Origin of the sequence: Streptomyces sp. W1SF4 (assembly GCF_003950035.1) — a bacterium.
Classification (GTDB): Bacteria; Actinomycetota; Actinomycetes; order Streptomycetales; family Streptomycetaceae; genus Streptomyces; species Streptomyces racemochromogenes.
The window spans coordinates 626,047-638,229 of the sequence record NZ_CP034350.1 but is presented as its reverse complement, the minus strand read 5'-3'; the positions used below and the strand labels follow the sequence as shown (position 1 = coordinate 638,229).

The window sequence follows — 12,183 nt, the reverse complement described above, 5'->3', positions numbered from 1 at the left end:
TCCGCCGGTTTGACGAGCCCTCACACAGTCTGCACTATTCCACTAACGTGTTAGTGGAATGAGGTGGAGGGATGGAGTTCCGAGTAGACCGGCGCAGCGGCGTCGCCACCTATCTGCAGCTCGTCACGCAGGTCAAACAGGCCCTGCGGCTGGGCGTGCTGGAGCCGGGGGACCGGCTGCCGACGGCCCGGGAGGTGGTGGCGGCCACCGCCATCAACCCCAACACCGTCCTCAAGGCGTACCGCGAGCTCGAACGCGAAGGGCTCGTCGAACCGCGCCCCGGCGCGGGGACGTTCGTCCGCCGCTCCCTCTCGCACCCCGGCGCGGCCCCCGACTCGCCGCTGCGCCTGGCCCTCGCCGCCTGGATGGCGCGGGCCCGCGAGGAGGGGCTGGACCGCGAGGACATCACGGCGCTCGTCGCGGCCGCCGTGGACGAGAGCTTCAACCCCTCCGGGCCCGGGCGGCCCGGACAGTCGAGAGAGGAAACGGCGTGAGCGATCCGACCCACGCGCCGGCACTACGGGCCACCCGGCTCGGGCGGGAGTTCGGCGGCCACCGGGCCCTGCACGCGTGCGACGTCGAACTGCCCGCGGGCCGCGTCACGGCCCTCGTCGGCCCCAACGGCGCCGGCAAGAGCACCCTGCTCCAGCTCGCCGCCGGCCTGCTGCGCCCGACCAGCGGGGAGATACGCGTCTTCGGCGAGGCCCCCGGCACCCCCGGAGCCCGCCGCCGCACCGCCTTCCTGGCGCAGGAGAAGCCGCTGCACGCCGGCTTCACCGTCGCCGACACCCTGCGCATGGGCCGCGCGCTCAACCGCGGCCACTGGGACCAGGACGCCGCGGAGCAGCTGCTCACCGGCTCGGGCATCCGCCGCGACGCCCGGGTCGGGTCGCTGTCCGGCGGCAACCGGACCCGGGTCGCGCTGGCCCTCGTCCTCGGCAAGCGCGCCGACCTGCTGCTCCTGGACGAGCCGCTGGCCGACCTCGACCCGGTCGCCCGGCACGACGTGACGGCCCTGCTGATGACCGCGGCCGCCGAGCACGGCACCGGCATCGTGATGTCCTCGCACGTCCTGGCCGAACTGGAGGACGTCTGCGACCACGTGGTGCTGCTCAAGGACGGTGCCGCCCGGCTCAGCGGCGACGTCCAGGAGCTGCGCGAGGCCCACACCTGGATCACCGGCAGGGCCGACCCGGCGGAGGCCGACGGCCTGCCCCGCTCCCTCGACCGCGGCGCCGTCGTGCACTCCGCGGTCGGCGGCCGCCAGGTCACCGCGCTCGTCCGTACGCCCCCGCCGGCCGACGACGGCCGGTGGATCACCGAGACCCCCTCCCTGGAAACCCTCTTGCTCGCCCACCTCCGCGCCCCCCGCCCCGCCGCCGCCGACGAGGAGGCCGCCGCATGAAGGGCGTCCTGTGGCTGGCCTGGCGCCAGCAGCGCCTGATGATCCTCTCCGCGTTCGCCCTGCTGGCGCTCTGCGCGGCGTACGTGGCGTACCGGCGCTCCGAGATGACGGAGCTGATAGACGCCACCGGCTGGGTGCCCTGCCCCGGCTGGAACGGGGGCTGCGAGAGCACCGCCACCTTCGAGATCATGCAGGGCAACTCCGCCGGCATCCGCGCCCTCGGCACCCTCGGCATCGCGGTGCCGGCCCTGATCGGCGTGTTCTGGGGCGCCCCGCTCATCGGCCGGGAGCTGGAGACGGGCACGTTCAAGCTGGCCCTCACCCAGGGCGTGGGCCCGCGCCGCTGGTTCGCGGCCCGGTTCGGTCTGGCGGCGCTGGTCGCCGTACTCGTGGCAGCCGTCGTCGGAGCGCTCGTCGCCTGGTGGTGGCTGCCCATCGCCAACACCCTCGACGGCCCCTACTGGCACGACGCGGCGGTCTACCAGGCGACCGGCCCGGCCCCGGTGGCCTGCGCCCTGTTCGGGCTCGCGGCCGGGACCCTCGCGGGCCTCCTGGTGCGCCGGACGCTGCCCGCCATGGGCGCGGCCGTGGCCGCGATCGGCACCGCGATGGTGTTCGTGACGTTCTTCCGCACCTCCTGGATCGCCCCCGAGACCCGGATCACGCCCGGCGACACCCCCAAGCGGCTCGTCGGCAGCGCCTGGTCCACCGGGCAGTTCGGCTACCTCACGCCCGACGGCCGCGAGTACCCGATCACGGAGTTCTGCCAGACGTCCGGTGACGAGATGCGGGCGTGCATGGCCGAGCACGGCTTCACCGGCCGCTACCACAAGGTCTACCCGAGCGGCGACTTCTGGACCTTCCAGTGGATCGACACCGCCCTCTACCTCGGGGCCGCCGCCGTGCTCGTGGGCCTGACCCTCCTCGTGCTGCGCCGCCGCACGGCCTGACCGCCGCGCCCGCCCCGCGCCCACCCGCGGCCCACCCGGGGCCCGACCACCCGTTCCGTCCGCACTCCTGGGGGACCCCTCATGGCCACCAAGAAGAACCTCACCGCCAACCGCGCCGGCCTCGGCCACAAGGTCCGCTACGCGCTGGGCAACCCGACCCGCATCGCCCCGTACGTCCGCCGTGCCGCGCGCGACCGCTGGCTGCGCCTCAAGCACCCCGACCACGTGGGCTACTACCGTGCCGTCATGGCCTCCGACACCGGCCGCAACCCGGAGGCCGCCGTCGGCAGCCAGACCCACGAGCGCTGGCTGGCCCTCGGCAAGATGCAGTTCGACTACCTCACGGCGCACGGCCTCACCCCGCGCCACCGCATGCTCGACATCGGATGCGGCAACCTGCGCGCGGGCTGGCGCTTCATCGAGCACCTGGACGCCGGCCACTACTACGGCATCGACATCTCGCCCGACATCCTCATAGCGGCCAAGGGGACGCTGACCGGGCGGGGGCTCCAGGACAAGCTCCCGCACCTGACCATCACCCAGGACCTCACCCTGGACTTCCTGCCCGACCGGCACTTCGACGTGGTGCACGCGCACAGCGTGTTCTCCCACTCGCCGATCGGGATCATCGACGAGTGCCTCGCGCACGTGGAGCGCGTCCTCGCGCCCGGCGGCTGGTTCGACTTCACCTTCGACCGCACCGAGGGCACCGAACACCAGGTGCTGCGCGAGGACTTCTACTACCGCACGCAGACCCTCGTGGACCTCGCCGCCCGGCACGGGCTGAAGGCCCGCTTCATGGACGACTGGGAGGAGCTCGGCCACGGCCAGTCCAAGATCCGCGTCACCGCCGCCTGACGCCGACGGGTTGGGCCCGGGCGGCGAAGCAGGTGCGACGGCTTCCCGCCCGGGCCCCTCCGTGCTCAAATCTGCTTGATACCGGACTACTTCGAGCAGGTTCCTTCAAATGGGCCGCCCGAGTCCGCTATCTTGCCGGGTGCATGCCAAGGCGGTGTGTCCGCGATCCGGACCGCACGAGGAGCTGCCCGATGAGTCCCACGAGACTGTCCCTGAGGCGCCACCGGCACGAACGCCCACCCGAGCACCGCCGCCGGGCCCGCCCCGGTCGCCACCGGGCCCGCCTCGCGGCCCTGCTCGCCGCCGCCCTCGCCGCCGCGGGCCTCGCCGCGGCGGGGCCCGCCACCGCCCGCGCCGCGGCCGCCGCCCCGGCCGCCACGGCGGGGACGGCCACCGGCCTGACCCAGTCGGGCGGCACCTTCACCGTGAGCACCTCCAGCGGCGCCAAGGCCCGCGTCGTCGTCGCCCGCGCCGACGTCTTCCGCCTCTGGCTCTCGCCCGACGGGGCCTTCACCGACGATCCGGCCGGCTCCGACCTGGCCCAGACCACCGACTTCGGCCCCGTCAACGCGAACTGGACCGACGCGGGCACCCACTTCCGGATCACCACCGGGGCGCTGTCCATCCGGGTCAACAAATCACCCCTGCGGTTCTCCGTGTACCGCGCCGACGACACCACCCTCGTCTGGCAGGAGACCCAGCCCACCAGCTGGGGCGGCGGCAAGACCACCCAGTACCTGGCCCGCGGCGCCGACGAGCAGTTCTACGGCACCGGCCTGCGCCTCGGCGAGTGGGCGCTGCGCGGCAAGACGGTGCCCGTGGCCGTGGACAACAAGTGGCGCGAGAACAACAACGCCAGCCCCGCCCCCTTCTACATGTCCACCAACGACTACGGCGTCATGCGCAACACCTGGGCCCCGGGCTCGTACTCCTTCGACGCGCCCACCGCCCTCACCCACGACGAGACCCGCTTCGACGCCTGGTACTTCACCGGCGACTCCCTCAAGTCCGTCCTCGACGCCTACACGGACGTCAGCGGCAAACCCTTCATGGCACCGATGTGGGGCTTCGAACTCGGCAACGCCGACTGCTTCAACGCCTCCAACCCCGCCTACCAGGGCGACCACGACCGGCCGCGCCACCAGACCACCCCCGACGTGGCCGGCTACGCCGCCGACGCCCGCGCCGCCGACATGCCCTCGGGCTGGTTCCTGCCCAACGACGGCTACGGCTGCGGCTACACCGCCCCCCTGAAGTCCACCGTCGACGCCCTGAAGGCCAAGGGCTTCCAGACCGGCCTGTGGACCTCCACCGGACTCGGCTCCATCGCCGACGAGGTGGCCAGCGCCGGCAGCCGGGGCGTCAAGACCGACGTGGCGTGGATCGGCGGCGGTTACAAGAGCGCCTTCCAGGGCGTCCAGCAGGCCGTCGACGGCATCGAGAAGAACTCCGACGCCCGCCGGTACGTGTGGACCGTCGACGGCTGGGCCGGCACCCAGCGCAACGCCGTCGTCTGGACCGGCGACACCTACGGCACCTGGGACGACATGCGCTGGCACGTCCCCGCCATCGCCGGCGCCGGCCTGTCCGGCCTCAACTACGCCTCCGGCGACATCGACGGCATCTTCGGCGGCAGCCCCAAGACGTACGCCCGCGACCTCCAGTGGAAGGCCTTCACCCCCGCCTTCATGACCATGTCCGGGTGGGGCGCCGTCAACCCGTCGCCCGGCTACCAGGACAAGCAGCCCTGGCGCTTCGCCGAGCCCTACCTGTCCATCAACCGCAAGTACCTCCAGCTGAAGATGCGGCTGATGCCCTACCTGTACACGATGAGCCGCACCGCCCACGAGACGGGCGTCCCCAGCACCCGCGCGATGGTCCTGGAGTACCCCGACGACCCGGTCGCCCGCGGGAACCTGACCAGCGGCCAGTTCATGGCCGGGGACTCCTTCCTCGTCGCACCGGTCGTCTCCGACACCACCGTCCGCGACGGCATCTACCTGCCCGCCGGGACCTGGACGGACTACTGGACCGGGAAGACGTACGCGGGCCCGGGCTGGCTCAACGGCTACCGGGCACCCCTGGACACCCTGCCGCTGTTCGTCAAGGGCGGGGCGGTCGTGCCGATGTGGCCGCAGATGAACCACTCCGGCGAGAAGCCCGTCGACACCCTCACCTACGACATCCACCCGCGCGGCACCTCCACCTTCAGCCTGTACGAGGACGACGGCCGCACCCGCGCCTACGCGTCGGGCGCCTTCGCCCGCCAGCGCGTCGACGTCAGCGCCCCGACGGCGGGTCCCGGGACGGTGACCGTCTCCGTCGGCGCCCCCACGGGCGGCTACGCTGGCCAGCGGGCCTCGCGCGGCTACGAGTTCACCCTCCACGTGGCCTCCGCCCCCACCGCCCTCACGGCGGACGGCGCCGCCCTGCCCCTCCTCGCCGACAAGGCCGCCTACGACGCGGCGGCCACTGGCTGGTTCTTCGACCCCTCCGACCGCGCGGGCGTCCTGTGGGTCAAGACCGGTACGAAGACGGGCGCGTTCGGCGTCACCGCCACCGGCACCTCCGTCCCGGCCGCCGAGGCGATCCCGGTCACCTCCTCGCCCATCTCCCCGTCGGCCTGGACCCTGGTCTCCGCCGACAGCCAGGAGACCGCCGCCGAGAACGGTGCCGCGGTCAACGCCTTCGACGGCGACCCGGCCACCCTGTGGCACACCGCCTGGTCCTCCGGGAAGGCGGCGGCCCTGCCGCACGAGATCCGCGTCGACCTCGGCGCCCGCTACAGCGTCGACGGCCTCGGCTACCTGCCGCGCCAGGACGGCGGGGCCAACGGCCGGATCGGCGGCTACGAGGTCTACGTGTCCGACACCACCGCCGACTGGGGAACCCCCGCGGCCACCGGCACCTTCGCCGACACCGCGGCCGCCAAGTCCGTCACCCTCGCCCCCAGGACCGGCCGCTACCTGAGACTGCGCGCCCTGACCGAGGCCGGCGGGCGCGGCCCCTGGACCAGTGCCGCCGAGCTCACCCTCACCGGCCGCCCGGCACCGCTCCCCGCGGACGCCACCCTCGTCAACGCGGCCTCCGCGCGCTGCCTGGACCTGCCGCACAGCGACACCACACCGGGCACCGCACCCACCCTCTACACCTGCCACGGAGGCCCGAACCAGCGCTGGACCCTCCAGGACGACGGCCGCCTCACCGGCCTGGGCGGAGTCTGCCTCGACGCCGGCGACCCGGCGAAGGTGACGGTGCGGGCCTGCGCCCCCGGCCCCGCCCAGACCTGGCAGCCCGGCCCGGACGGCAGCCTGCGCGGCGCCGGCCAGTGCCTCACCCCGGCGGGCTCCGGCACCGCCAACGGCACCGGACTCACCCGCGCCGCCTGCACGGGCGCCGCCGCCCAACGCTGGACCTTCACCCCCTGACCGCGAGCCCGGCCCGGCCCCCCACGCCGGGCCGGGCCCGCTTGCGTTCTAAGCCGGTTTGGGTTCCGGGGCAGGTTCCGGGGCGGCCCCCCGGGGCCGGCCCGGCAGGAGCCAGGCCGCCGCCAGGCCGAGGGCGGCCAGGCATGCCAGGGCCGTCAACGGCCGGGCCGCCGCACCGGCGCCCGAGACGCCGGCGCCGGCGCCCGCCGCCACGGCGATGCCCAGGCTCGGGCCCACGTTCATCGCGGTCTGCTTGAGTCCGCCCACCACCCCCGCGTACCCGGCGGGCGCGTCGCCGACCACGGTCCCGGTGGCGGTGACCATCACCGCCGCGAACCCGGCCCCCAGCACCCCGAACGCCACCCCGCCGCCCCCGCCCAGCCCGGCGATCCCCAGCACCACCAGCGCCGCCCCCGCCAGGGCCGTCCGCCGGGCCCCGTACCGGCGCAGCGCGGCCCCCGCGACCGGCGCCCCGGCCACCATCAGCGCGGTCAGCGGCAGCACCCTGATCCCGGTCGCGAGCGGGCTGAGGCCCCGTACGTCCTGGAGCAGGAACGTGGCCGTGAACAGCGCCCCGAACATCCCGGCCGACACCGCCAGCAGCAGCGCCACCGCCGCCGCCACGGGCCGCGACCGGGCCACCGCCGACGGTACGAGGGGCAGCTCCGCCCGCCGCTCACCCCGTACGAAGAGCGCCCCGAGCCCGGCCGCCGCCCCGAAGCCGAGCAGCGTCGGCGCGCCCGTCCACCCCTCCCGCGGCACCCCGGCCAGCGCGTACACGGCCGACGCCAGGGTGGCGGCGAGCAGCACCGGACCGGCCGGCCCCAGGCCGGCCCCCGGCCCCCGCGGCTCCGGCGCGGGCACCCGTACGGCGAGCGTGAGGGCGGCGATCAGCAGCGCGGCCGGCACGTTGAGCAGGAACACCGCCCGCCAGTCCAGCAGTGCCACCAGCACCCCGCCCAGCAGCGGCCCCGCCGCCGCGGCCGCCCCGATCGCCCCGGTCCGCACCGCCACCGCCCGGCCCAGCCGCTCCGGCGGGTACGCCAGCCGCAGCAGGGCCAGCGTCGCGGGCTGCAACAGCGCCCCGAACACCCCCTGCACGGCGCGCAGCGCGATCACCCAGCCGACCCCGGGCGCCAGCGCGATCCCCGCGGACGCGGCGGCGAAGCCGAGCACCCCCGTCAGCAGCAGCCGGGTGTGGCCGTAGCGGTCCCCGAGACGCCCGGCGACGACCAGGAACGCGGCGACGGCGAGCAGGTAGGCCGTGCTCGTCCACTGGACCTGCGCGACCCCGGCCCCCAGGTCGCGGCGCAGGGCCGGCTGCACCACCACGAGCACCGTGCCGTCGAGGGCGACGAGCATCGCCCCGGCGGCGCTGACGAGCAGTGCCAGGCGCTCCCTCACGCGGACTCCACCCCCAGGTGCGCGTCCACGACGGCGTCCACCAGCGCCTCCAGCCGCGGGGCGGCGTCACCGTCCCCGTCACCGCCGGCACCGAGGACCAGCGGCAGACTCCCGTAGCCCCACAGCTGCGCCACCCCGTGAAGCCCCGCCCACAGCGCCGCCGCGGTCACCTCCGGCTCCGTTGCCCCGCAGGCGCCGGCCAGCCCGGTCAGCAGCCCGAACAGCGGCAGGGTCTGTTCCCGCAGCCGGGGGCCGCCCGTGGGCTCCTGGCCGGTGCTGTCCAGCAGGTCGTGCCGGAACATCAGCTCGAACATGCCGGGCTGCTCCAGCGCGTAGCCCACGTACGCCCTCCCCAGCGCCCGCACGTGCTCCCGGGGTGCGGGCCGCTCGGCCCCGGCCGCCAGGAAGCGGCTGCCGAGGTCGCCGAAGCCGCGCCGGGCGATGGCCGACAGCAGGGACTGGTGAGTGGGGAAGTAGCGGCGCGGAGCGCCGTGGGAGACCCCGGCGCGGCGGGCGATCTCCCGCAGGCCGAGGGAGGCGGTCCCCTCGGCCCTGACCATTTCCACCCCGACGTCGATCAGCCGCTCGCGCAGCGGCGCATCCGGTTCCCTATCCATAGACAGTGTCTACCACTTTGCGTAGACGCCGTCTACCGGATCGCCCGGTTCCGGCGCCGGCCGGCGGGTAGGCGCTCCCGAGGGCACACGAAGAGCACGAGGCGCACGAGGAGGTCGTCATGGGAACCGGAATCTGGGGCTACGGACACCGCGCCGGCTACGCCCCCGGCACCGACCTCATCGGCTACAAGGTCGAGGCGGCCGACGGACCGATCGGCAAGGTCGACCGGCACACGGACGACGTCGGCCGTTCCTACCTCGTCGTCGACACCGGACCCTGGATCTTCGGCCGCAAGGTCGTCATCCCCGCCGGCGTCGTCTCCCGCGTCGACACCGAGGCCGGGACCGTCCACCTGACCTGCACCCGCGACCAGGTCAAGGACTCCCCCGACTACGAGCAGAACGGCCGCCACGAGGACGAGCCCGCCTTCGTCCAGCTGATCGAGACGCACTACACCAACCCGCACATGTGATCATCTGCGGATGACCACAGAAACGACCACCGCTGCCGCGTCCGGAACATGGACCCTCGGCGACCTGCCGGTCAACCGCATCGGCTTCGGCGCCATGCGCCTGCCGCAGAACGGCGCGGCCCTCCAGGCCGCCGCCGCCTCCGGCGACCGGGACCGGGCCATCGCCGTCCTGCGCCGTGCCGTCGACCTCGGCGTGAACCACATCGACACCGCCGCCTTCTACTTCTCCCCCCTCCGCTCCGCCAACGAGCTGATCAACAGCGCCCTCGGCGGCCCCTACCCCGACGGCCTCGTCATCGCCACCAAGGTCGGCCCCGCCCGGGACGCCTCCGGCGAGTGGACCGCCCACGCCGGGCCGGGACAGCTGCGCGGGCAGGTCGAGGAGAACCTGCGCCAGCTCGGCCGCGACCACCTCGACGTCGTCAACCTGCGCGTCCTGGGCACCGACTCCGTCGCCGAGCGCTTCGGCGTCCTCGCCGAACTGCGCGAGGCAGGGCTCATACGTCACCTCGGCGTCTCCAACGTCACCCCCGCACAGCTCGCCGAGGCACGGGCCATCGCGCCCGTCGTCTGCGTCCAGAACATGTACGGCATCGGCGTGCGCCCCGAGTACGACGCCTTCGTACGCTCCTGCGGCGAGCAGGGCATCGCCTTCGTGCCCTTCTACGCGATCGCCGCCGCCGGCCGCGAGGGCGGCGCCGCGGCCGGCTCCGAGAGCGAGGAACTGCTGGCGGTCGCCCGCGCCCACGGGGCCAGCCCCGCACAGGTCCGCCTCGCCTGGACCCTCCACCGCGGACCCCACGTCCTGGCCATCCCCGGCACCGGCAACCCGGACCACCTCGCCGACAATGTCGCCGCCGGCGCCCTGCGCCTCACCGACGAGGACCTGGCCGTCCTCGAACGCCTCCACCAGGCGGCCGCCGAGTAGCCCGGCCGACGGGGGCGGGCCCGGGAGCCCCCGCCGGCCCGCCCGCGTCCGGCACAATCGGCGGATGAGCGAACAGACCCCCGCCGGCACCGCCGGCCCGCACGACCACGACCCCTACCTGTGGCTGGAGGACGTGGAAGGAGAGGCCGCGCTCTCCTGGGTCCGTGAGCGCAACGCCGAGACCGTCGCCGCGCTGACCACGGACCCCGGCTTCAAGGTGCTGGAGCGCGAGGTGCGCGAGGTCCTCGACGACGACGGGCGCATCCCGTACGTCACCCGGCGCGGCCGCCACCTCTACAACTTCTGGCAGGACGCCGCCCGGCTGCGCGGCGTCTGGCGGCGCACCACCCTGGACGAGTACCGCACCGAGCACCCCGTCTGGGAGACACTCCTCGACCTCGACGCCCTCGCCGACGCCGAGGGCGAGAAGTGGGCCTGGGCCGGCAGCACCGTCCTCGGCCCCGAACACCGCCACGCCCTGGTCATGCTCTCCCGCGACGGAGCCGACGCCTGCGTGGTGCGCGAGTTCGACCTGCACACCCTGGAGTTCGTCGAGGGCGGCTTCGCCGTCGAGGAGGCCAAGACCCGCGTCGACTGGATCGACGCCGACCACCTCTGGATCGGCACCGACTTCGGCCCCGGCTCCATGTCCTCCTCCGGCTACCCCCTCCAGGTCCGCCGCTGGCGCCGCGGCACCCCCCTCGCCGAAGCCGAGAAGGTCTACGAGGGCCGGCCCGGGGACCTGTCCGCCAGCGGCTGGCACGACGACACGCCGGGCTTCGAACGGGACTTCGTGTCCCGGCAGACCGACTTCTGGAACGGGGAGCTGTTCCTGCTGCCCGAGGACCCCGCCGCGGAGCCCGAGAAGATCGACGTACCGGACGATGCCGGCGCCGGCGTCCACCGCGGGTGGCTGACCGTCCAGCCGCGCACCCCCTGGCTGGGGCACCCCGCCGGCAGCCTGCTCGCCTTCGACTTCGAGGACTTCCGGGCCGGCGGGCGCGAGCCCGAGGTGCTGTTCACCCCCGACGAGCGCACCGCCCTCGCTGGCTACAGCTGGACCCGCAACCACCTCCTGCTGAGCACCCGGGCCGACGTCTCCTCCCGCCTGGAACTCCTCACCCCCGGCCCGGACGGCTGGACCCGCGCCCCGCTGGACGGCGTACCACCGCTGTCCACCGCCTCCGCGTGGGGCACCGACCCCGACGAGAGCGACGAGTACTTCCTCGACGTCACCGGCTTCCTCCAGCCCTCCACCCTCTCCCGCGGCGAGGCCGGCACCGCCGGGACCGAGGTGCTGAGGCAGGCGCCCGCCCTCTTCGACACCGCCGGGCTCCGCGTGAGCCAGCACTTCGCCGTCTCCCGCGACGGCACCCGGGTCCCGTACTTCGTCGTCGGCCCCGAGGACCGGCCCGGCCCCGGCCCCACCCTGCTCTACGGCTACGGCGGCTTCGAGGTCTCCATGGTCCCCGGCTACAGCGCCGTCACCGGCCGGACCTGGCTCGCGCGCGGGGGCACGTACGTCCTCGCCGGCATCCGGGGCGGGCGCGAGTACGGGCCCGCCTGGCACCAGGCCGCCCTCGGCGCCAACCGGGTCCGCGCCTTCGAGGACTTCGCCGCCGTCGCCCGCGACCTCACCGAGCGCGGCATCACCACCCCCGCCCAGCTCGGCATCGAGGGCGGCAGCAACGGCGGCCTGCTGATGGGCGCGGTGCTCACCCGCTACCCCGAACTGTTCGGCGCCGTCGTCTCGCACGTGCCGCTGCTGGACATGCTCCGCTTCCACAAGCTGCTCGCCGGAGCCAGCTGGACCGCCGAGTACGGCAACCCCGACGACCCCGCCGACCGGCCCCACCTCGAGCGGATCTCCCCCTACCACCGGATGACCGCCGACGCCGCCTACCCGCCCCTGCTCCTGCTCACCTCCACCCGAGACGACCGCGTCCACCCCGGCCACGCCCGCAAGGCCGCGGCCCGGCTGCGCGAACTGGGCCACCCCGTCCTCTTCCACGAGCACATCGGCGGCGGCCACGCCGGCGCCACCGACCACCGGCAGACGGCCTTCAACGAAGCCCTCGTCGCCACCTTCCTCTGGAAGCACCTCACCCCCGCGAGGTGAC

At 74.5% G+C, this 12,183-nt stretch carries 10 protein-coding genes; 8 read left to right on the top strand and 2 right to left on the bottom strand.

Going from position 1 to position 12,183, the window contains the following annotated elements:
• The first annotated feature begins 71 nt into the window (after positions 1–71).
• The 5 genes from D1J60_RS03155 (at position 72) to D1J60_RS03135 (ending at position 6,641) form a co-directional block, all read left to right on the top strand.
• The gene (locus D1J60_RS03155; protein ID WP_125601613.1) at positions 72–494 is read left to right on the top strand and encodes a GntR family transcriptional regulator; all 423 of its coding nucleotides are present in this window, start codon (positions 72–74) and stop codon (positions 492–494) included.
• Positions 491–1,405 carry an ABC transporter ATP-binding protein gene (locus D1J60_RS03150; protein WP_125820043.1) on the top strand — a complete coding sequence of 305 codons (915 nt, stop codon included), beginning with the start codon at positions 491–493 and terminating at the stop codon, positions 1,403–1,405. Before D1J60_RS03155 ends, D1J60_RS03150 begins: the two co-directional genes overlap by 4 nt.
• Complete coding sequence (locus tag D1J60_RS03145) at positions 1,402–2,355, top strand: ABC transporter permease subunit (RefSeq protein WP_125820042.1); 954 nt, start codon at positions 1,402–1,404, stop codon at positions 2,353–2,355. The genes D1J60_RS03150 and D1J60_RS03145 overlap by 4 nt, the downstream gene beginning before the upstream one ends.
• An 81-nt stretch (positions 2,356–2,436) precedes the next feature.
• Complete coding sequence (locus tag D1J60_RS03140; RefSeq protein WP_125820041.1) at positions 2,437–3,213, top strand: class I SAM-dependent methyltransferase; 777 nt, start codon at positions 2,437–2,439, stop codon at positions 3,211–3,213.
• 191 nt (positions 3,214–3,404) lie between these two features.
• A complete protein-coding gene (locus D1J60_RS03135) occupies positions 3,405–6,641 on the top strand; it encodes a TIM-barrel domain-containing protein (RefSeq protein WP_125820040.1) in 3,237 nt (1,078 codons plus the stop codon).
• Positions 6,642–6,689: 48 nt separating this feature from the next.
• On the opposite strand, the gene D1J60_RS03130 is transcribed toward D1J60_RS03135, so the two are convergent.
• Together D1J60_RS03130 and D1J60_RS03125 are read right to left on the bottom strand one after the other, a co-directional pair.
• Entirely contained in the window at positions 6,690–8,003 is a 1,314-nt protein-coding gene (locus D1J60_RS03130; protein ID WP_125823832.1) for an MFS transporter, read from the bottom strand.
• Between the two features lie 38 nt (positions 8,004–8,041).
• Positions 8,042–8,662 carry a TetR/AcrR family transcriptional regulator gene (locus D1J60_RS03125; protein WP_125820039.1) on the bottom strand — a complete coding sequence of 207 codons (621 nt, stop codon included), beginning with the start codon at positions 8,660–8,662 and terminating at the stop codon, positions 8,042–8,044.
• A 119-nt stretch (positions 8,663–8,781) separates the two neighbouring features.
• Here D1J60_RS03125 and D1J60_RS03120 point away from each other — a divergent pair, with 119 nt between their 5' ends.
• From D1J60_RS03120 to D1J60_RS03110, 3 genes are all read left to right on the top strand, one after another.
• Positions 8,782–9,135, top strand: a complete 354-nt coding sequence (locus D1J60_RS03120; protein WP_125603111.1) for a PRC-barrel domain-containing protein — start codon at positions 8,782–8,784, stop codon at positions 9,133–9,135.
• 10 nt (positions 9,136–9,145) lie between these two features.
• Positions 9,146–10,063: an oxidoreductase gene (locus tag D1J60_RS03115; RefSeq protein ID WP_125820038.1), complete on the top strand. Its 918-nt coding sequence runs from the start codon at positions 9,146–9,148 to the stop codon at positions 10,061–10,063.
• 64 nt (positions 10,064–10,127) lie between these two features.
• Complete coding sequence (locus D1J60_RS03110) at positions 10,128–12,182, top strand: prolyl oligopeptidase family serine peptidase (RefSeq protein WP_125820037.1); 2,055 nt, start codon at positions 10,128–10,130, stop codon at positions 12,180–12,182.
• Position 12,183: the final 1 nt, after the last annotated feature.